We start from the raw sequence: 21173 nt of genomic DNA, 5'->3' as shown, positions 1-21173 counted from the left end.
AAAATATTCAGAATTATTAATAGAAATTAAATTTAGGTTGATTATTTCAATAAAATTATAAAAACAGGAAACTAATTTTCCAATACAAAAAAGCCCCTGCATACTTGCGGGGACTTTCAGTTAATCTATTTTTCTCTGATTTCATATGAGTATTTAAGCTGACTTATAATCATAATTAAACCGATGATTACAATACTGAAAATCTGTGATTCATCTGTAACGAATGAGTAAAATATCATCATAATCATTGCGAAAAATAACAGCATTGATGTGAGTGTCCATGAGCTGTACAATGCTTTAGTCATAATAAATAATTCACCTTCATCTGAAGCAGCGAGCAGTTTCTGGTTGTATTTTTTATCGCCGGGTTTAGGTAAATCTTTATCCGGATAAATTATATTAATAAGTGCCGATGCCTGCAGATTCATAAAGCCTGATATGAACAGTAATATTATCGTGAATCCGACAAGCCACGGGTTTTCAGCAGCCATCGTTTGAATAGCCAGTGCTATAAGTGACAGTACAAGCGGCACAGCAGTAGTGACTGTAATTATATTAAATGCATTGTAGCTGTATACATCAAAATCATCTTCGTTCATTGTGCGGTTTTTATCGTTAGTCAGTTTAATGAGTTTTCTGCGGCGTATAAATGCATAGATCAGCAGTGCGGCAGCGAGAACAATCATCACGATACTCAGCCAGTAGTATATAACTTCTAAAGTAGCATCTGTATTTCTGCCGTAAAGGAGTTCCAGTATCAGATAACCGGCAGCAAAACCGATTGCACCATACAGAATTATTTTCAATGTGAATTTCATTTATAACTCCTCCTCGTCGAATATAAAAATACTCTCGATTGGTTCGTTAAATATTTTAGCCATACGTTTTGCTATCAGCAGCGACGGGATATACTCTTCACGTTCGATTAAGCTGATCGTCTGCCGTGATACTTTAGCAAGCTTTGCGAGCTGGGTCTGGTTTAAACTGTCTCTCGCACGAAGTTCGCGTAATCTTGTTCTCATATCTTCACCCTCGCTTCGAATTTTTCAGTGACATATATATCTGTATTTATAATGTAACATTTATTTGTCTTTTTGACAATTATAGTTGTCAAAAAGGGTGAAATATTTGTCATTATATATTTTATAAAGGTGTATAAAATGACAGATGGTATAGTGTCATGGGAAGATTAAAGAAAGAAGAGCTTTATATTTTAAGAGGTGAATACATTGGGACTGGTTTATTTAGCAGGTGCAATTATATCGGAAGTTTTTGGCTCCAGCATGATGAAATTAACAGCGGTAAATAATTCCAAAAAAGCGATTATCGGCATCGTTGCCGGTTATATGTTTGCATTTTATATGCTGTCACTGGCATTGATTACACTGCCGCTCAGCTTTGCCTACGCGGCATGGAGCGGTGTCGGTACGATGTTGACTGCCATTATCGGCTTTGCTGTATTTAAAGAAGAAATCCGGCCAACGACGGTTGCCGGCATAATATTATTAATTATCGGTTTGATATTGATGAGAGTATAGGGAGGTTCTGACATGAGAGCCGCATTATTTTTAATGGGAGCAATAACGTTTGAAGTGACGGGAACAACGCTGCTTAATTTATCGAATGGATTTACAAACGCAACACCTACAGTTATTATGCTGATCTGTTTCGGGTTATCATTTACATGTTTAATCGGTGCACTTAAAACAATCCCGCTGAGCATTGCGTACAGTGTATGGGCAGGACTGGGTACAGCAGGTGCAGGGATTATCGGTGTCTATTTGTTTAATGAGCATCTGTCGACAGTAAATATTATCGGCTTGGGCGTTATAATTCTCGGGGTCATTGTGATGAATATATCTAACAATGATAAAGAAGAAACTGCACAATAATAAAGGATAATGACATATTGTCATTATCCTTTATTATATAAGTTCAGGAAGTCTGCATTTAAATTACCTCTTTATAATTTATTTACCATTTTAATGAGAACGAACTGCAGCGGGACTCTTGCCCATAACAGCGGTTTCGGTACATCAATACTGCCGAGCGGCAGTGCATTCTGAGCCATATAAATATTTGCAGGAAGCACGAGCATCAGAAAACTGTTGATTGCAGATTTCATAATACTTCCCGGGCGTTTGATAACCAGCAGAAAGCTGATTATCAGTTCTGCGACCCCGCTTGCTTTAACGATAAAGTCTTTAAACGGCAAGTAATGCGGAACAATATTTTTAAATCCTTCAGATCGTGTAAAGTGTGCGACACCTGCGATACCGAAAACAGCCGCAAGTATTAGTCTCATAATAGTTTTCATATTACGTCCTCTTTCCTTTTTGGAATTGATACTTGTATTTACCCTGAACAGGTCGTGAAAAACTCAATTATTTAGTATAAACGGTGATGCTATTAATTTTCGCATCTTTTTTATGGCTTTCAAAAGCGATGAAATATGCAGCCTGATACATCCCACCGTCTGCGGTAACAGCTGTTTCTGCAGCGCCTTCCTTGCCGTGAGTCAGAATGCTGTTGATCTGAAGCGAGCTGATTGTTTTATCGGGTAAGGGAATACTTAGACTCCAGTCTTCGCCGGACAGTTCTTCAGTTAAATCATTTTTATAATATTAATGAGAATAAAGCACGCAATAATGAAGATGACGACAGCTGATATTTTATTAATATATAAAGTGATTTTACCATCGGTATCGATGCTGCCGAGTACTCTGCCGAGCAGTACGAGAATGATAAAAGCGAGCCATGAAACGGCGATGCAGGATATGGTGAAGACGATAAGCGCATTGTCTGTATATGCAGTTGAGTTGGTGCCGATAATACCTGCAGTGTCGAGAATTGCATGCGGATTTAATAAAGATACCGACAATGCATAGGCAATCTGTTTATAAGGCGAAAGTTTTACCGGCGCCTATGCAGTTTCCGCTTTAGTAAACCACAGTGATATTGACATATAAGTTAAAAATATAAAACCGATAATATACATGCCGAGCTGCAGTGCAGGCACGGATAAAATAATTAGTGAAACACCTGCCACTGAAAGTACAATCAGCAGTGTGTCGCTGAGTCCTGCAGCAATAACTGCCGGCAGGGCATGAATGAAATTTTTATGGTTGGCACCCTGATTAATAAGGAAAACATTCTGGGCTCCCGGCGGAAGTATAAGTCCTGCTGAAAGAATAAAGCCGTGAAGAAAAGCAGTAAGCATTTATGAGTTCTCCTGACTGTAATTAAGTAAACTAAGAGTAATATAATTCTATGGGACATACAACAAAGAATCACTGAATTAGTTTGTAAATTATGGAAGCGTTTTCTATAATAGTTATAAATGCCTCAGAATAAATTGCAGATGGAGATGGCCAATGTTTAAAATCGTGTTTTTGGAAACATTTAAAAAGATATACCGCAATAAAAAGAACAGATTAATATTTTTACTGGCTTTTCTCGGTATCATACTGTATTCATTTATATATTTGCCCAACCTCAATAATCCGCTGACAATCGATACGGATGAACTGACTCTGGAAACAGAATCGGCGTACGGTATGAAAGAAAGCAGGCTGGACTCAGGTGATATTGCAGTCAACAGTTTTACAGGTGTCGATACATACAGTCTCGCGAAGTATGATTATGAATATAACTTTAAGTATTATGATGCGCTACAGAAAGGCGATGTATCAAGGCTGCTGGAACTGAAAAGCGGCAATGGTGTACCTCTCTTCACACAGGCAGCGTTAAAAGATTACGCCGAACAGAAACATTCCGGACAGTTTCTGGAAATGGATTTTGAAAGAATGGTTATCGAAAGCAATCTCTCAGCACTTCGGGATATAGAAAATCCGACTACACATGAATTTAACGGCAAGACTGGAATTCAGCAGCTGTACTCATTTTTCTTAAACTACGGACCATTAATTATTTTATTTATAACTATTTTTACAGCAAGTGAAGTACTGGTCGATGACCGGAAGCATCATACTTTAAAGGCAGGACAGCCATTGGGATGGAGAAAATACATATTTTATCAGTCACTGTCGGTGTTCTTCATTATTATGTCCGGCTTTGCTGTACTGCTCGCGTTTTTCTTCCTGCTGATCTCACTGCTTTACGGTTTTGGAGATTTGTCACTTGCGAACACTCATTACGAATTCAATGGAGGCTATCGTGCAGGTGAAGAGAACTTCTTTACTGAGCCGATTACTGCTTTCATTATGCAGTCGCTGATTATAACGGCAGTACTCGTATATTTATTTATCCGTTTAAATGCAGCGCTCTCATTAGTATTCAGGCATGATGTAATTGTGATGATTGCAGGGTTGGTAATCGTTGCATTTAACAGACTGTACAGCGGCGGAGGCGAAGACAGTTTTCTCGGTATCGGAGCTCATTTATTTCCGCAGAATTACTTTGAATTTGGAAATATTTTAAGCGGCCGGCAGAACTTTTTAACGCTGTCGAATAACTTTACTTTTGAAACCGGTCTGATTGTCCTTACCGTTACAATTATTATTACCGAAATCATACTTGGAATTCTTGCCGGGTGGATGACCCGTCAGAAGTTCGCAAGGCAGGTGGATTAAATGAAACTGTTTAAATGGGACTTTCTTAAAATTATAAGAGACTGGAAAGTAAGAATACTGCTGGTGTCGCTGTTTCTTTTCCTCGCAAGCTACTCGGCGTTCTATCAGGATCGTTCACCTGCACTGCCGCTCGACGAACTGCGCAGTGAATATGAAGATACTCAGCAGATTTTCCATGCAATCCCCCAAAATCATTTCGAAACAAAAACCGGGCAGAAAGTATACGATAAACTTGCGCGCCAGCAGAGCATTATCGGTATGCAGCGTTATATTTTAGGTGAGCAGGAAGGGAATACTGTAGAGGGGCTGGAGAACGTCGTCAGCGATTATGTTGATCAGGGCCTCGAACTTGCAGAAAACCGTCTGTACTTCTACGAAGCGGATGATTTTGAATCACAGGAACTGCTGCTGTCATTTATGCCGAGTGAGCAGGATATTAAAAATGAGCTTAAGTTTTTAACTTATTTAAAAGAGAATAATGTCGATATTGACTGGAATCCTTTATCGCCGTCACTTGTGCTTTTTAATTTAATCAATATAGTTTCCGGCATCTTTATATTTATAATTGCAGCGATATTCGGTGCGGATCGTTTCTCGAAAGACCAGGAGTCGAACTGGAGTATTTCCCAGGGAATACCGTATTCATGGGCACATCAGTGGAGGCAGCGGACCTTTATCAGCTGGGGGCTGATCTGGATTATTACACTTGCCGGAATCGGGCTGTCGTATTTTTTCAGTACACTGCTGGCTGACAGCGGAACATTGAATTACCCGGTGCCGCTGTATGCAGGTGAAGAGATGGTGTATATCAGCATAATGGAATACGCGGCTATTGCACTGCTGCTTACAATGGGACTGAGTTATATTATCGTTAAGCTGTCCACCGGTTTGTCATGGGTGTTTAGAAATATCTATCTGACGATTACAATCGTTGTTGCGGTATTTTATTTGCCGTATGTTTTCGCACTCACAGGCCCTGCTGCGAGCTGGAATCCGTTCCTTTATCTGCAAATTATTCCGGTGCTGGAAGGCTCATGGGGGTCATTAAAAGATGTCACAATTACGAAGCTGATTATCAGCCTTGGCATCTTGTATATAATCGTTGAAGTTTTGTTTTACTTTATCTTTAAACTGATACCGACGCGTACAGGGAAGCTCGAAAGGAGAAGAAACTAATGTCATTGGAAGTCAGAAATTTAACGATTAACTACGGTACGAAAACAGTGCTTAAAGATGTTAATTTTAATATCCCGGATAATACGATTATCGGTCTCGTTGCACCGAACGGTACGGGAAAAACGACGTTATTTAATGCAATTATCCGTTTTATTCCGATTAATTCCGGAGAGATTTTAATCGATGATACGGTCTATAAAAACACGACTAAGGATGTTAAAACTCTGCACAGTAAAATTACGTTTTTCCCGGATCAGGCGGAACTGTATGAAGATTTTTCGGGTGTGGAGCATATAGAAATGTACCGGGATATATGGAATTCCGGCAGCAGTAATATCGATGAAGTCATCAGCCGGCTGAATATGGAAGGCTATGTTAAAAACAAAGTAAAAACTTATTCTCTCGGTATGAGGCAGCGGCTCTGTTTTGCGATGATGATTGCGGCGGATACGAAAATTATGTTTATGGATGAGATTATGAACGGACTGGACCCGGTGAACGTTGAACTGGTAAGTTCAGTGCTGCAGGAAATTAAAGAAGACGGCAAGATTATTATCGTTGCGTCCCACTTGCTTGAAAACCTGGATGACTATGCGGACCAGATTTACTTCTTAAATGAACAGAGTATCTATTACACATACAACCGGGAAGAATCTCACAGTGAGTATATAAAAGGCTACATTACAGAAGATAAATTAAAGCATCTGCAGCTTAAAAGGGGTACGCTGTATCTCGCAGGCGACCGTATATGCATTCCTCTGGATGGTATGTCAGAAGGCGAAGTATTTGAAACGATGCGCACGCTGAAACATTACAGCCGTGCTGAAGTCTCTCTCGGTGCCCTCGGCACACACGAGCATTATCTGCGTATTTACAAAGGGGAGAGAAGTTATGAAACGGTTTAGTGTTCTCTTGCCTTTCGTCCTTCTTTTAATGGGCTGCAGCTTTAACGGTATTATGAGTGAATCGTATGACGGAGAAAAAATAACTGCTGATGAAGAAGCGGTAAAATTATTTGAAGAAGAAAATTTGTTAAAAACCGAAGGATTGGAATCCCGCTATGCTTTCTTAAACAGCAATACTGAATTTGCCGGCGTCACTGAAGGCGGAACGGAAATCACATTGCAGCCGGGAAGGTATATGACCGGAGAAGATATTGAATCTGGCCGTTATATTGCCCAAACTGACAATGCATCAGCAGTCGTTGTCTATGATGAAGAGGACAACAGGCTTCTGGAAACGGCGCTGAATCACTTCAATACCGAAGTTGTTTTGGAGCTTCAGGAAGGTTATCGTGTTGATTATGTCACAAGACAGGGCAGTATCGTCCTCGAATCTTTAACGGAACAATTTGAAACAATGCTTCCTGCAGGTATGCATACTATTGGGGAAAATCTTGAAGCGGGTACTTATACCCTTTATACGAATGAATTGCCGATTAAAAGAGCAGATTCTGAAGATGAGATATATATGAACACAAAAGGAATAAGCAGTCTTACAGCATCAAATACGGAGGCTGAATTGAAGCCGGAATACGGTATTCAAGTGATGCTGCATGAAGGAGATACTATCATTACAGAACACCCGATTATCCTTGAAAAGAACTAGCCGGCATGCTTTCACTATGCGTAATATGGTCTATGTAATATTTGGAGTACTTGGAGTTATCATCTCGCTTGTCTTTCTTGTACTCCTGTTATTCCCTGGTTCACCGGCAGCATTAACAGCACCGTCGTATTATGCACTGCTTGCATGGACAGTACTTGGACTTATTTTCCTTGCAGCGAAGTATAAAACTTTGAAATCAATGACGAAAGAAGAACTGGACTATATGATTCTAAATAAAACAAGAGAAGAAGCGATGCATCAAAAGAAATAACACGGGTAAAGAATAATATATTATATTATTCGGAGATGATTTCATGTTGAAATTGAAACGTGTTTATGATGATGTTTCACAGCAGGATGGCAAACGGATTTTAGTAGACGGAATCTGGCCGCGCGGCGTTAAAAAAGAAGACCTGGAGCACGACGAGTGGTATAAAGACATTGCACCGTCAACCGACTTAAGAAAATGGTTTAATCATGATTCTGATAAATGGGAAGAGTTTAAAAAGAAATATAAAAAAGAGTTAAAAGATCAAAAAGAACTGGTTGATCAGATTAAAAAAGATTCAGATGGTCATAATGTTACATTATTATATGCGGCCAAAGATACAGAGCTTAATCAGGCAGCTGTGATAAAAGAATATATTGAAGAAAAATAAAAGACGGCAGATGCCGTCTTTTTTAATTATACTTTTAATTTTCCTCTGAAACCGCGGGCACCATAATATGAGTCGGCACCGTTATGGTACAGAAATACAGTGTTGTAGCGTTTATCGCAGAAGAGTGCACCGCCGAGATCTCTAATATTCTCCGGTGTAGCTATCCAGCTTGAAGACTTCAAATCAAAGTCACCGAACTGCTGAAGCGTTCTGTAATCATCTTCAGTCAGCATTTCACAGCCGATTTCGTTTACGAGATCCACAGCTGAGTTTTCAGGTCTATATTTTTTCCTGGCTTCCAGTGCAGTTCTGTCATAACAGACACTGCGGCGGCCTTTCGGGCTTTCTTTTGAACAATCTATAAAATAGAGTTCGCCATCCATTTCGATAACATCGGGTTCGCCTTCAGTTATCTCCATATTATGAAGTACAGCAAGTTGTTTACTGTCGAGTTTAGAAGTAATATCTTCAAATGAAATGTTTTCATGACGTTCCTTATGAGTGTTGAAACGGGATTCAAGTGTGTTCAGAAGTTCTTCCTGTTCTGCTTCAGTAAGTTTCTTCTTTAATGTCATCATCCATCCTCCGTTTATCTTATTTTATTTAATGATACCATGATAAACTGTATGAATAAATATATTATACAGAACGGGGAAAGACGATGATAGTAACAACAGGCGGACGATATAATGAGGAGACACTGCAAAAAGCGAGAGATATCGCTATGCGTTACGGACTGGAGTTCGCAATGCGCAGAAAGCGCTCTGTAAAAGAACTTAATGAGCGTTACAATGACGATGTAATGATCGTTGGAAATGATGGATTAAGCATTGCACCGCAGTCCTGCAAAGAATCTGTTAAGTACCACCCTAACTTTTCTATGGTACGGGCGAAGCGGTTATTAAAAAATGAAAATGATGCACTGGTCGAGGCGGCGGAACTGGAATCTGGCATGTCATTTTTAGACTGTACGATGGGGCTCGGGGCAGACAGTGTCATCGCAAGTATGGCGGTCGGTAACCAAGGCAAAGTCACTGCGCTGGAGCACAGTTTTATATTGTATCTGCTGACTAAAGAAGGTCTGGCATCATATAATGCAGACAACGATATTATTAACGAGGCAATGAGAAATATTAAAGCACTGCACGTTAATTACGAAACTTATTTAAAAACATTGGCTGATAACAGCTTTGATGTTATCTATTTTGATCCAATGTTCGATGAGGAAATCAGTAAATCCCAAAGCCTGCGTACCATTACCCCGGTAACACATACAGAAACATTGTCAGAAACTGCGGTAGAAGAAGCAAAACGTGTGGCAGCTGAAAAGGTGGTACTGAAAGATCATTTCAGAAGTAAGCGGTTTGAACAATTCGGCTTCGAACAGCAAATCCGGAAGACGAGCAAAGTACATTACGGCATTATCAGCACAAACGTGCAGGTTGACTGATGGAAAATAATAAATTATAGTGTAGATAACTGAATAAGAAGTTCTCTAGGGTTCCGTTAAATTATTTAAGTCTGGACCGAGAGAGGACGCTGGAAAGAGTTCCAGTACACGGAAGGACAAAAGCCTGGGAGAGTAACGAAAGTTATTCTTCCGGGCTCTTTTTATTCTCAATTCTTATAAATTTTTAAAATAGGAGCTTTATTTATGTGGTTATTAGTTATTATTGCAGCGATGTTTGAAATTGGCTGGGCAACTGGATTGAAATATGCTGACTCATGGTTTGAATGGAGTTTGACAGTGATAGCAATCATTGTCAGCTTCGGTCTTCTTGTATATGTATCGACAAAAATGCCGGCAAGCACAGTTTACGCAGTATTCGTCGGAATTGGCGCGGTAGGAACAGTCCTGGTGGATATTATTGTCTTCGGCGGTGCGTTTAATATCGGCATTATTATATTTGTAGCACTGCTTGTGTTCGGAGTTATCGGTCTGAAAACAGTGACAGATCATGAGGAGGGTGTTAAATGAGCTGGATTATATTAATACTTGCGGGTTTGATGGAAGTAGCAGGCGTTACAGGAATGTCCTTGATCGGACAGGGTAAAAAGCTGAGAGGCTGGCTGACACTGCTTATCGGTTTTCCAATCAGTCTTGCACTCTTAGGTACAGCGATGGAAACCATACCTTTAGGTGTCGCGTATGCTGTCTGGACAGGAATAGGAACAGTAGGAAGTGCGTTAGTCGGCATTATTTTTTACAGAGAATCAGCAAGTTATAAACGCGTGATGTACTTATCGATGATTATTATTGCAGTAATCGGATTAAGACTGGTGACAGGATAAAACAGTCAGGTTTCACATGAAACATAAAAAAACGTCTGCATAAATAATATGCAGACGTTTTTTTATATTAGTCCTGCTTGAACACGCTTGTGCTGTGTTTAGGCTGAACGCGTGATTTTGGGTCGTATGAAGATTTAGCATATGAAATTGCTACCGGTGCTTCACCGAAGCCCGTGGCAATCAGTTTAACTTTACCTTCAAACGTCGTAATATCGCCTGCAGCAAAGATGCCGGGGATATTTGTTTCCATATGAGGGTTAACTTTAATTGAGTTTTTCTCAAGTTCAAGACCCCATTCTTTTAATGGTCCGAGTGAGGAAATGTTACCGAAGTTAACGATAAGCTGATCTGCTTTAAGCACTTCTTCTGTACCGTCTTTTGCAGTCAGTACCAATTCATCAATCTGTCCATTTTCACCTTTAATTTCAGTGACATTCAATGATGTTTTAACATCTATTGGAGAATCCATAACCTGCTGTACACTTGTTTCATGTGCCGTAAAACGGTTGCGGCGGTGTACAAGCGTTACCGATTTAGCAAGTTCCTGGAGCATCAGTGACCAGTCGAGAGCTGAGTCCCCTCCGCCCAGTACAACTACGTCTTTGTCTCTGAATTTCTCAAGGTCTCTGACTGCGTACTGCAGTGATGTGCCTTCGAAATCAGCTTCGTTATCCAGGCCGATTTTACGCGGCTGGAAAGCACCGACGCCTGCTGTAATTAAAATTGTTCTTGTAAGATACTCACCTTTATCAGTTTTTAAAATAAAGTGGTCATCTTCACGTTCGTATGACTGTACAGTTTCTCCGAGGTGAAGTTCAGGTTCAGCATACTGCGCTTGTGAAACCAGGTTTGATACTAAATCTTTCGCCAGGATTTTCGGGAAACCGCCAACATCATAAATATATTTATCCGGATATAATTCCATTAATTGTCCGCCGAGCTCGGGCAGACTATCTATCAGTCTTACAGACATTTGTCTCATGCCCGCATAAAAAGTAGAGAATAAACCAGTAGGACCTCCACCGATTATCGTTACATCTACAATTTCGTCTTTCATGAATATAACCCTCCAGTAATATACGAAAAATATTTTTATATTTTCATTCCATTAAACATTATTACACAAGCCGCAATGAAAATAAAAGTGTTTGGCATGCTGAAACGTCGCTGTGAGGCGTAATTCAGACTTTCGAATGACGTTGCCCCGTCCGCGGATCGCGCCAGAAAAATACGGTAATAAGAAATCCGATAACAAGAATGATTGCACTGAAGTAGTACGGATAGTCCAGATTCATATCGAACAGTATACCTGCGATAACAGGACCAATAACATTTGCAAGTGACGTAAAGAACGAGTTCATCCCTCCTGCAAAGCCCTGGTTATCTTCAGCGATATGCGACAGGAATGTTGTGACCGCAGGTCTTATCAGATCAAAACCGATAAAAATCACAAACGCCACAGCCATGACACCCCAGTATGATTCGAGGAAAGTCATAGCGAAAACGAGAACGGCTGTATATATAATCGAAACCCTTATAATATTCAGTTCGCCATAGCGTCGGGTCAGCGGCTCAAACAGTACAATCTGTGCGAATGTACCGATGATTGCACCGCCTGCAATAGCAATGGCAATATCTGTCGGTGTAAATCCGAGTTTGCGGTCGAAGTACAGACTGAAGAATGATTCAAATGCTGCAAGACCGAATGATGAGACAAATATAACGAGAAAAGCAATGAAGAATATTGGTGTAAATACTTTTTTGAAATTACTCGTTGTGACTTCTGTTTTATCTGCGGCAACTTCTTTAAGATTCTTCGGCTCTTCCAGCATAAACACTGATAACAATGCACTGATTAAACCGAGCACTGCTGCAACGAAGAACGGCAAGCGTGTTGAAACTTCAGCCAGCACACCGCCGATTCCGGGCCCGATAATGAATCCAAAGTTAATTGCAGCAGTCATATAACCGAGAGATCGTGCACGGTTTCTGACGGTTGTTATATCGACGATAAATGCAGTAACCGCCGGCATAATAAATGCCCCGGCCAGTCCGCCGAGCATACGGGAAACAAACAATACCTCGATGGTTTTACCGAGACCAAATAACAATTCGGAAAATGCGAAAATAAACAGGCCGATAACGATAGCAATTTTACGGCCGAACTTATCTGCAGCACGTCCTGTGAATGGTGAGAAAATAAGCTGTGTAAAAGCAAAGGCAGCGGTTAAGTAGCCGACTTCGGCACCGCTGATATCCAGTTCATTCATAATTGACGGCAGAACCGGTATGACAAGACTTATTCCTAGAAAAACAAGGAAAACACTGCTATATAATAAATAGAGTTGATATTTTTTCTTCATGATAACTGCACCTTCTTACATTTTTGCATATGTTAAGGTATATACTACACTTGAAAACGGAGAAAGAATAGCAAAAATTAGACAGATTGAGGTGGAAATTTTGGGAGAGCATAATCATGAGCATCACCACGACCATACTCAAGGTGCAAATAAAAAAGCACTCACAATAAGTTTAATATTAATCGCATCATTTATGATTGTTGAAGTCATCGGCGGAGTGCTGACAAACAGTCTCGCTCTCCTGTCAGACGCAGGTCACATGTTCAGTGATGCAGTATCTCTCGCTGTTGCACTTGCCGCATTTAAAATGGGTGAGAAAGCAGCGGATTCGTCACGGACGTTTGGCTACAGAAGATTTGAAATTCTGGCTGCCGTATTTAATGGAGTCACACTGATTATTATTGCAGTATTTATTATTATCGAAGCTGCAGGAAGGTTTGTGAATCCGCCGGAAGTGGCAACGACGGGAATGCTGATTATCGCTGTCCTCGGTCTCATCGTAAATGTAATTGTCGCAAAAATTTTAATGTCGGGAGACACTCACGATAATTTAAATATGAAAGGTGCGCTGCTGCATGTTCTCGGTGATCTGCTGGGTTCAGTCGCCGCAATTATCGCTGCGTTATCCATTATGATTGTCGGCTGGGGATTTATGGACCCGCTCGCGAGCGTCATCGTTGCTGTACTGATTGCAATCAGCGGTTTCAGAATAACCCGGCAGTCATTGAATATACTGATGGAAGGTGTTCCGGAAAATATTGATGTGGATACTGTGCTCAGCAAAATTAACGGACTGGATGGTATTGAAGACGCTCACCATCTTCATGTCTGGAGTATTTCAAGCGGGATGAATGCACTGAGTGTTCATGTAGTCGTAAATGGTACTTTAAATGTCCATGAAACACAGAGAATTATTCAGAGTATAGAAGCAGAGATGAAAGAGGAACATATTGATCATGTTACTGTTCAGGTGGAATGCAAACATCATAACCACGATGATGATATTCTCTGCAGCTGACTGTTGAATGCCCCGGACAGCAATGTCCGGGGCATTTTTGGTATTATGAATTTAAGACAAAAATAAAGGAGATGGTGTTGTGGAAGAAGTGCATACTAAATATTCACGTAACAGCAAAGGACATTATGTACCCGGGATGATACATAACGATACTCTCTATATTTCCGGACAGTTATCTTTGGATTTTGAGACCGGTAAAATAGTTAAAGGCGGTATCGCTGAAGAAACAAAACGAGCACTATCCAATATGGAACTGGTATTAAACGAAGCAGGTCTGACTAAAGAAGATGTGATAATGGTCAGATTATACACGTCTGACGTCGATAACTGGGATGTTATTAACGATGAATACAGCAAATATTTCGGAACTCACAAACCTGCACGAGCAGTCGTGCCGACAAAAGAACTGCACTACGGCTGTCTGGTTGAAATCGAAGCTGTTGCAGCTGTAAAATAATCATAGTTATAAGGGGACAGAATAATGAACTACAAAGAAATAGATACACCAGCATTACTAATTGATGAAACTGTACTGAATAAAAACATTAAATATATGAGTAATTACGCAAAAGAACAAAATGTTAAGCTGCGTCCGCACACGAAAACACATAAAATGCCTCATCTGGCGATGGAACAGGTACGAAATGGTGCTGAAGGTATTACTGTCGCTAAAGTCGGAGAAGCGGAAATCATGGCAATTTACGGACTGGACGATATTTTCATCGCCAATCAGATTGTCGGAAAACAAAAACTTGAAAGAATTAAAAAACTTGCTGAACAGATTAATATTTCATTTGGTGTAGACAGCGTTCATCACATAGAAGAAATTGATGAAGTATTTCAAGGCGCTGATAAAAAAGCTCAGGTACTTATTGAAATCGAAGTAGGAGAAGAACGCTCGGGTATTATCGAAGAGGTCGACTATAAGCTATTGTTAAACAGCATCCGCGCTTCTAAAAACGTTGAACTGAAAGGAATTTTCTCACACGACGGGCATACGTACAAAGCGGTCGACAAAGATGACTGCCTTGATTTATTTATGACGGCAACGACACGCACACTGCATTTCGCAAATGTTGCGAGAGACATGGACTTCGAAGTTGAAACAATCAGTATCGGTTCCACACCGCCGTTTATGTTCGGTTTCGATATTCCTGAAGGCATCACAGAAATCCGTCCGGGAACATATATTCTAATGGACGGCTCACAGTCGAACGCAATTGATTCATATGCGCACTCAGCAGCGAGCGTCCTGACGACGGTGATCAGCAAGCCTACAGCAGAACGTGTAATTACGGATGTCGGTGCCAAAGGGCTGACAGCGCAGTCAAGAAGCAAAGGTTTGACAACGACAGAAGGCTTTGGGAAAATAAAAGAATTTGAGGGTGTTCATATTCACGGTGTATTTGATGAACACGCAATTATTTACAATCGGGAATTCAGCAATAATGTAAATATTGGTGATAAAATAAGTATTATTCCAAATCATATTTGTCCCGTATCTAATCTTTACCATAAAGCGTATATTGTTAACGACGGGGAAGTCGTTAAAGAAATTGAAATTGCCGCTCAGGGCAAACTTCAATAAATACAAAAATGTCCCGGTGATTTAATCACCGGGACATTTTTGTTTAGAGAATTAAATCCCTTTCGGTTTATCCTCATCAGCATATGCTTCAAGGTCTTCCTGATACTCTTCAAGAGTGCTTTCTTTGTAGTTCTTCATACGCTCCCGGTCAGGAGTGATTGAAAGACCTAAATATTTACGTTCATTGTTTGCATCTTTATAAAATGCAATCATCATTGCTATAATGATGAAACTGAATGGCAGCGCAGCGATAATCGCAGCGGACTGTAAGGCGTTTAACCCTGTTTCCCCGCCTGCTGCAAGAAGTGTGAATGCAATTGCAGACAGTGAAATTCCCCATGTAATTTTCGTTTTACCTGACGGTGTTAAATTACCGTGAGACGACTGCATACCGAGTACAAAAGTTGCCGAGTCGGCAGATGTAATAAAGAATATACTGACTATTAATATAGCGAGAATTGACATAATTGCACCCATCGGCAGCTGATCAAAGACTGCAAACAGCTGTACTTCTGTCGCCATATTAAATATTTCCGGCTTGTCCATTGCAGTGGAAATACCTGTAATACCGAACACACTGAACCAGATAATTCCGATTACAGTCGGTACAAGTAATACTGCAATTATAAATTCACGGATTGTACGGCCTTTAGAAACACGGGCAATAAATATTCCGACGAACGGGCTCCAGCTCATCCACCAGCCCCAGTAATAAATCGTCCATGAACTCAGCCATTCTTCTTTTTGCGGATTCAGCGGTGCAACATCAAAGCTGTTAAAGACGATAGAGCTTAAGTAGCCGCCTGTACCTGTAGTCATCAAATTTAAGATGAGCATAGTCGGGCCGACTATAATAATGACAGCAAACAGAATTGCAGCCAAGACCATGTTTATGTTACTTAAATACTGGATACCTTTGCTCAGACCGCTCCATGCACTGTACAGGAACAGAACTGTTACAACGGCAATGATAATTCCCTGAGTTACCAGACTCACAGGAATATCAAATAAGTAGTTCAATCCGCCGTTAATCTGCATTGCACCGATACCAAGAGATACTGCAACCCCGATAACCGTTGCGAATACTGCAAGTACGTCAACAAGAATTCCAAGCCAGCCGTCGACAAGATTTCCAAATAACGGACGAAGTGACTTGGATAAAAGACCAACTTCACCTTTTCTGAAACTTGAGTATGCAAGGGATAAACCTACGATACCGTATATTGCCCATGCATGAATACCATAGTGCAGAAATGTTGATTCCATAGCTTCAGTCAGAGCCGCTGTAGTACCCGCGTCAGCTGTCGGCGGTGACATAAAGTGAGCCATAGGCTCCCCAGCACCGTAGAACACAAGACCGATACCCATCCCGGCACTGAACAGCATTGTGATCCATGATACAGTGTTAAATTCCGGAACATCGTCCGGCTGTCCGAGTTTCAGTTTACCAATGGGACTGAATACCAGGAAGATACAGAAGAGTACGATAGCGGTGACCAGTATCATATAGTACCATCCGAAATATTCTGTTACCCATCCGGATATACTGCTGGAGATATCACCAAATTGATCTGGAAATATAGCTCCTATAATAACGAGTATTCCTATAGCTAATGCAGCGAATATGAAAACATAAGAAATTTTATTTGACTTCTCAGACGATGTCGAATGATTTGTCATTACATCACTCCTTTTAAATTTTTGACACAACGGATAAATGATAACAATCTATGTGCAGGACTTCAACCTGGGAAATTGCACAACGAACTGCTGTGCAGACAGATAATACTTTATACATAGCCGTATAAAGAAGATTTAAACAAAAAAAGTTCCCCCTAAAACAGTTTGCTTTTTTTAAGTTTCTGCTTTAGGGAGAGCTTATCAAATGATTTTACCTTTTTGTATTCGATTATTTATTAGTGAGAAGCACAGCAGAATTGAATAAAGTCTGTACTGCCGGCATCATGCTGTCTTCATTAACATCAAATGCCTCATTGTGATGTCCTGCAGCAAGATCTGTCCCGAAAACACAATATGTTGCCTGACCGCCCTGCTCCTGTACGCGATTAATGAAAAATGTAGCATCTTCACTGCCGCTCGGCTTGTTTTCTTCCAGCTGTGTAACGAGCTGTTCACTTTCGGCTGATTCGACAAGTACAGTTGCAAGTTCAGTTGAACCTTCAGCGCTCTTTCCTTCACCGACTGTTTCAATATGATAATCGACTTGAAACATACCGGCAGCGCCTTTAATAATCGATTCGGCATACTGTTTCATATAATCATTCAGCTCGCTGGTCGTGCCTCTTGTTTCAATTTTTAAAGATGCGCGGTCTGCGATAACGTTGCGTCCGCTTCCTGCGTGAAGTTCACCGACGTTAATACGTGTGGCCCCGCCGGAATGGCGCGGAATTGCATTTAAATTAATCACCGCGTTTGCTGCCGCGAGCATCGCGTTTTTACCCTCTTCAGGCTGACCGCCGGCATGCGACGATATGCCTTTAAATGTGACATCGAGCTTAGTCGTCGCAAGGAAACCGTTGTTGGAACCGAGAAAATGATTGAACGGTACGCCTGTGCCGATATGCGACGCAATAAAGTAATCAGCATCGTCGACCGCACCTGCTTCAACCATTGAACGTGCTCCGCGGGTACCTTCTTCTGCTGGCTGGAAAAGAATTTTAACAGTCCCTTTTAACTTTTCTTTATTTTCCATCAGAAGTGAGGCAAGACCAAGACCAATAGATGTGTGAACATCATGGCCGCATGCATGCATCTCGTTATTCACTGAACGGAAGCCCTGCTGCAGCGGAAAATGATCCGGAGACTCTGATTCATAGATAGGCAGTGCATCCATATCAACGCGGTAAACGACGGTCGGACCGTCAATACCGGTTCTTAACGTAGCGGCAATACCTGTATAGCCTTCTGAGACTTTATCCAAATATTTCAGTACCGCACCGTTGTTCTTTGCCCATTCGTAATGTGCTGCTGTTTCTTCCGGTGACGGTTTGCCCATAGTGAAATCAGGATGCATCACTTCCAGGCCGATTTTAATATCGTAGCCGAGTTTTTCGAGAGTATCTGCAACTATCGTTGATGTGCGCATTTCAAGAAAACCAAGTTCGGGATGCTGATGAAAGTCTCTGCGCCAGTTTATCAGCTGTGAATGTAATGACACTTTAAATCATCTCCATGGTGAATTTACTGAACTCTGTCTTCCAGGAATACTGAAGCTCCAGGTCCAAGCGGTAATCCTGTGAAGTAGAATATTCCGAGAAGAATAATCCATGCCAGCAGGAATACTAATGAGTACGGCAGCATGATTGACATGTACGTACCAATACTTGCATTTTTATCGTAACGTTTCATGAATGCAAGAATAATAACCATATACGGGAACAACGGTGTAACAATATTAATTGATGAGTCGGCGATACGGTAAGCAGCCTGTGTAAAGGCCGGATCATATCCGAGCTGCATAAACATCGGTACGAAAATCGGTGCTTCAATTGCCCATTTTGCCGAACCGGATGTAATCAGGAAGTTAAGGGCTGCTGTGAACAATACGTAGCCGATAATAAGGCCGAGACCTGTAAATTCAACTGATTCAAGGAATTCGGCACCATTTACCGCGAGCCATGTTCCAAGGTTAGTCCAGTTAAAGTACGCGATAAACTGTGCAATTGCGAATACGAGTACGATATAACCGGCCATATCTTTAATAGATTCAGTCATATAATGAGTCGCATCTTTTGTCGTCTTGATTTTCCCTGTTGTAATACCGAATGCGAGACCAATTAATACAAAGAAAATAAGTATAATCGGTACGATACCGTCGATAAACGGTGACGGTATAATACCGCCGTCTTCATTTGCAAGCGGGCTGTCCGGCATAAGAATAACTCCGACGATAACAACCCAGTACAATGCACCGGTAATAATTGCAGCGATAAGCCCTTTTTTCGCATTTGGCAGTTCTTCTGCATCATCTTCTTCAAGACTCTCGCCTTTATATTTACCAAGGCGGGGTTCGATAAAGCGTGAAGTAATCAGTCCACCGATAATTGTCAGCATAAATGTCGATACAATGTTGAAGTACCAGTTATCTACCGGCGTAATAACAATCGTATCGTCAATTAAACGTGCTGCTTCTGTAGAGATACCAGATAAGAGTACATCAGTTCCGGCAATAAACAGGTTGGCAGTAAACCCTGCACCTGCACCGGCGAAACCTGCAGCAAGACCGGCAAGCGGATGTCTGCCGAGCTTGTAGAATACGAGAGCACCAAGCGGCGGGATAATTACCGCAGCAGCGTCCGATGCAAGGTTACCCAAAATACCGACGAACACTACTGTATATGTAACGAGAAATGGCGGCGATTTTAAAATGGTCTTACGGATGGCATAGTCGAGAAGTCCGACTTTTTCGGCCAGTCCAATACCGAGCATCATCGACAGAACGAGTCCGAGCGGAGCAAATCCTGTGAAGTTATCGAGCATGGATGTCAGTATAAACTGCAGACCTGCACCTGAAAGTAAACTGTTAATCGGTAATGTTTCCCCGTTACCCGGGTGTATAACCGAAGCGTCAAACAGGCTGGCAATCCATGAAATTACAATGATTAAAAATGCAAGCCCGAGAAATAATGCGAATGGATCCGGAAGCTTGTTTCCGACACGTTCTACAGCGTCCAGAAACCTTTGAAAAAAACTTTTCTTCCCTGTTTTATCTGTCAATGAAAACCCTCCCAAAAATAATTTCTTTATTTACCCTGTTATCCGTATATATGTAATAACAGATACAAAGAGTTTACATAAATTTCAGTTAATTGTCTATAATCGATTTCTTCATATAAATGACCAAATGATTTTAATATACTTATAGAAGCATTTTTATTATACTTAACTGTATATAAAGAAAAACGGCAAACAGTAGGAGGCAGGACATGAAGATTGCATATATCGTTGACAGTACTGCGAGCTTGTCAGATGAACTGGCAGGACGTTCAGATGTATTTCAGGTGCATTTATCTGTAACGTTCAAAGACGGATCGGTATTTAAAGATACAACGGATGACGCACAGCTTAAATCATTTTATCAGCGTCTCGCAACGGAAAAAGACATTCCGAAATCATCGCAGCCGCAGGTTGGCGAATATTATGAAGTGGTCGAAGACATCATTTCCAGAGGGTTCGATACGATTATTGCCCTGCATATCGGAAAAGGTATCAGTGGAACATATCAGAGTGCCGATATGGTGCTTAATGAATATAAAGAAGACGGCAAAATAGACTATTCACTTATAGATACGAACGGTACTTCGTTCATAATAGAACACCTTCTTGAACAGACAATTGAGCAGATTGAAAAAGGTGTGCCGGTTCCGGATACTGTCAGCAGGATTGAAAAGCTTGTTGAAGATACTCAGATCTATCTGGTGGTGGACGATTTAAATTACCTTGTTAAAGGCGGCAGACTGGGAGCGGGCAGTGCGTTTATCGGCAGCCTGTTCAAAATTAAACCGGTCGTTTACTTCGCTGATGACGGCAATGTGAAACCTTTTGACAAAGTGCGTACGAACAGCCGTGTCATTAAGTTATGGGAAAAGCTGATTGAAGAAGCGATGGACAAATTCAACGGGAAAATTAAAATTGCTATTGCCCACGGTGATATTGCCGAAGAAGCATATCAGATTAAAAAAAGATTTGAAAATATGTACCCCGGCATCAGCTGCCGCGTCGGTTATTTAACGCCTGCACTTGGCGTACACGGTGGTCCCGGAAGCAAGGGCCTCGGCATTTTGCCATATATATAAGCATTAACTTAAGCGGAGCTCCTATACAGATAGGAGCTCTTTTTTATACTAAAAAAATGAG

At 41.0% G+C, this 21173-nt stretch carries 24 protein-coding genes, 1 pseudogene and 1 riboswitch; of the genes and pseudogenes, 15 read left to right on the top strand and 10 right to left on the bottom strand.

From position 1 onward, the window contains the following. Positions 1–125: 125 nt before the first annotated feature. On the bottom strand, positions 126–818 hold the full coding sequence (locus RZ44_RS06925; RefSeq protein WP_035809819.1) for a DUF3169 family protein: 693 nt from the start codon (positions 816–818) through the stop codon (positions 126–128). Then, positions 819–1022, bottom strand: a complete 204-nt coding sequence (locus RZ44_RS06920; RefSeq protein ID WP_035809818.1) for a helix-turn-helix transcriptional regulator — start codon at positions 1020–1022, stop codon at positions 819–821. A 207-nt stretch (positions 1023–1229) separates the two neighbouring features. On the opposite strand from RZ44_RS06920, the gene RZ44_RS06915 reads away from it, so the two are divergent. Continuing rightward, complete coding sequence (locus RZ44_RS06915) at positions 1230–1538, top strand: SMR family transporter (protein ID WP_035809817.1); 309 nt, start codon at positions 1230–1232, stop codon at positions 1536–1538. 12 nt (positions 1539–1550) lie between these two features. Continuing rightward, on the top strand, positions 1551–1892 hold the full coding sequence (locus RZ44_RS06910; protein ID WP_035809816.1) for a DMT family transporter: 342 nt from the start codon (positions 1551–1553) through the stop codon (positions 1890–1892). A 71-nt stretch (positions 1893–1963) separates the two neighbouring features. On the opposite strand, the gene RZ44_RS06905 is transcribed toward RZ44_RS06910, so the two are convergent. After that, positions 1964–2317: a DoxX family protein gene (locus tag RZ44_RS06905; protein WP_035809815.1), complete on the bottom strand. Its 354-nt coding sequence runs from the start codon at positions 2315–2317 to the stop codon at positions 1964–1966. Positions 2318–2605: 288 nt separating this feature from the next. Beyond that, positions 2606–3220: pseudogene (locus RZ44_RS06900) on the bottom strand (LysE/ArgO family amino acid transporter). Positions 3221–3374: 154 nt separating this feature from the next. Between RZ44_RS06900 and RZ44_RS06895 the strand changes: the two are divergent. The 6 genes from RZ44_RS06895 to RZ44_RS06870 are packed head-to-tail and all read left to right on the top strand — an operon-like array spanning position 3375 to position 8035. Next, a complete protein-coding gene (locus RZ44_RS06895; RefSeq protein ID WP_035809814.1) occupies positions 3375–4592 on the top strand; it encodes a hypothetical protein in 1218 nt (405 codons plus the stop codon). Then, positions 4593–5768 carry a hypothetical protein gene (locus RZ44_RS06890; protein WP_035809813.1) on the top strand — a complete coding sequence of 392 codons (1176 nt, stop codon included), beginning with the start codon at positions 4593–4595 and terminating at the stop codon, positions 5766–5768. After that, positions 5768–6673 carry an ATP-binding cassette domain-containing protein gene (locus RZ44_RS06885; protein WP_035809812.1) on the top strand — a complete coding sequence of 302 codons (906 nt, stop codon included), beginning with the start codon at positions 5768–5770 and terminating at the stop codon, positions 6671–6673. The genes RZ44_RS06890 and RZ44_RS06885 overlap by 1 nt, the downstream gene beginning before the upstream one ends. Beyond that, entirely contained in the window at positions 6660–7376 is a 717-nt protein-coding gene (locus tag RZ44_RS06880) for a hypothetical protein (RefSeq protein WP_035809811.1), read from the top strand. The genes RZ44_RS06885 and RZ44_RS06880 overlap by 14 nt, the downstream gene beginning before the upstream one ends. A gap of 16 nt (positions 7377–7392) precedes the next feature. Beyond that, positions 7393–7647: a hypothetical protein gene (locus RZ44_RS06875; protein ID WP_035809810.1), complete on the top strand. Its 255-nt coding sequence runs from the start codon at positions 7393–7395 to the stop codon at positions 7645–7647. Between the two features lie 43 nt (positions 7648–7690). Beyond that, positions 7691–8035, top strand: a complete 345-nt coding sequence (locus tag RZ44_RS06870) for a DUF488 domain-containing protein (protein WP_035809809.1) — start codon at positions 7691–7693, stop codon at positions 8033–8035. Between the two features lie 26 nt (positions 8036–8061). Here RZ44_RS06870 and RZ44_RS06865 read toward each other — a convergent pair whose 3' ends face one another. Then, on the bottom strand, positions 8062–8610 hold the full coding sequence (locus RZ44_RS06865) for a DUF4256 domain-containing protein (RefSeq protein WP_035809808.1): 549 nt from the start codon (positions 8608–8610) through the stop codon (positions 8062–8064). Between the two features lie 86 nt (positions 8611–8696). Here RZ44_RS06865 and RZ44_RS06860 point away from each other — a divergent pair, with 86 nt between their 5' ends. The 3 genes from RZ44_RS06860 (at position 8697) to RZ44_RS06850 (ending at position 10327) form a co-directional block, all read left to right on the top strand. Beyond that, entirely contained in the window at positions 8697–9485 is a 789-nt protein-coding gene (locus RZ44_RS06860) for a class I SAM-dependent methyltransferase (protein WP_035809807.1), read from the top strand. Positions 9486–9519: 34 nt separating this feature from the next. After that, a riboswitch (guanidine-I (ykkC/yxkD leader) is annotated at positions 9520–9618 on the top strand. A gap of 71 nt (positions 9619–9689) precedes the next feature. After that, positions 9690–10013 carry a DMT family transporter gene (locus tag RZ44_RS06855; protein WP_035809806.1) on the top strand — a complete coding sequence of 108 codons (324 nt, stop codon included), beginning with the start codon at positions 9690–9692 and terminating at the stop codon, positions 10011–10013. Next, positions 10010–10327, top strand: coding sequence for a DMT family transporter (locus RZ44_RS06850; protein ID WP_035809805.1), 318 nt, complete (start codon positions 10010–10012; stop codon positions 10325–10327). Before RZ44_RS06855 ends, RZ44_RS06850 begins: the two co-directional genes overlap by 4 nt. Positions 10328–10394: 67 nt before the next feature. Here RZ44_RS06850 and RZ44_RS06845 read toward each other — a convergent pair whose 3' ends face one another. Then, the gene (locus RZ44_RS06845) at positions 10395–11384 is read right to left on the bottom strand and encodes an NAD(P)/FAD-dependent oxidoreductase (RefSeq protein WP_035809804.1); all 990 of its coding nucleotides are present in this window, start codon (positions 11382–11384) and stop codon (positions 10395–10397) included. 124 nt (positions 11385–11508) lie between these two features. Further along, positions 11509–12690, bottom strand: a complete 1182-nt coding sequence (locus RZ44_RS06840; RefSeq protein WP_035809803.1) for an MFS transporter — start codon at positions 12688–12690, stop codon at positions 11509–11511. A 100-nt stretch (positions 12691–12790) separates the two neighbouring features. Here RZ44_RS06840 and RZ44_RS06835 point away from each other — a divergent pair, with 100 nt between their 5' ends. From RZ44_RS06835 to RZ44_RS06825, 3 genes are all read left to right on the top strand, one after another. Continuing rightward, positions 12791–13708, top strand: a complete 918-nt coding sequence (locus RZ44_RS06835) for a cation diffusion facilitator family transporter (protein ID WP_035811627.1) — start codon at positions 12791–12793, stop codon at positions 13706–13708. Between the two features lie 79 nt (positions 13709–13787). Next, the gene (locus RZ44_RS06830) at positions 13788–14165 is read left to right on the top strand and encodes a RidA family protein (protein WP_035809802.1); all 378 of its coding nucleotides are present in this window, start codon (positions 13788–13790) and stop codon (positions 14163–14165) included. Between the two features lie 24 nt (positions 14166–14189). Beyond that, complete coding sequence (locus RZ44_RS06825; protein ID WP_035809801.1) at positions 14190–15296, top strand: alanine racemase; 1107 nt, start codon at positions 14190–14192, stop codon at positions 15294–15296. A 51-nt stretch (positions 15297–15347) separates the two neighbouring features. On the opposite strand, the gene RZ44_RS06820 is transcribed toward RZ44_RS06825, so the two are convergent. The 3 genes from RZ44_RS06820 to RZ44_RS06810 form a co-directional block, all read right to left on the bottom strand. Further along, entirely contained in the window at positions 15348–16976 is a 1629-nt protein-coding gene (locus RZ44_RS06820) for a BCCT family transporter (protein ID WP_035809800.1), read from the bottom strand. A 229-nt stretch (positions 16977–17205) separates the two neighbouring features. Continuing rightward, positions 17206–18474, bottom strand: coding sequence for an amidohydrolase (locus tag RZ44_RS06815; RefSeq protein ID WP_035809798.1), 1269 nt, complete (start codon positions 18472–18474; stop codon positions 17206–17208). 23 nt (positions 18475–18497) lie between these two features. Then, positions 18498–20033 carry an AbgT family transporter gene (locus tag RZ44_RS06810; RefSeq protein WP_035809797.1) on the bottom strand — a complete coding sequence of 512 codons (1536 nt, stop codon included), beginning with the start codon at positions 20031–20033 and terminating at the stop codon, positions 18498–18500. 209 nt (positions 20034–20242) lie between these two features. On the opposite strand from RZ44_RS06810, the gene RZ44_RS06805 reads away from it, so the two are divergent. Then, a complete protein-coding gene (locus tag RZ44_RS06805; RefSeq protein ID WP_035809796.1) occupies positions 20243–21112 on the top strand; it encodes a DegV family protein in 870 nt (289 codons plus the stop codon). Positions 21113–21173: the final 61 nt, after the last annotated feature.

The organism is Jeotgalicoccus saudimassiliensis (assembly GCF_000756715.1).
GTDB lineage: Bacteria > Bacillota > Bacilli > Staphylococcales > Salinicoccaceae > Jeotgalicoccus > Jeotgalicoccus saudimassiliensis.
The sequence above is the reverse complement of the archived record's forward strand: the minus strand, read 5'-3'. Positions and strand labels throughout refer to the sequence as shown.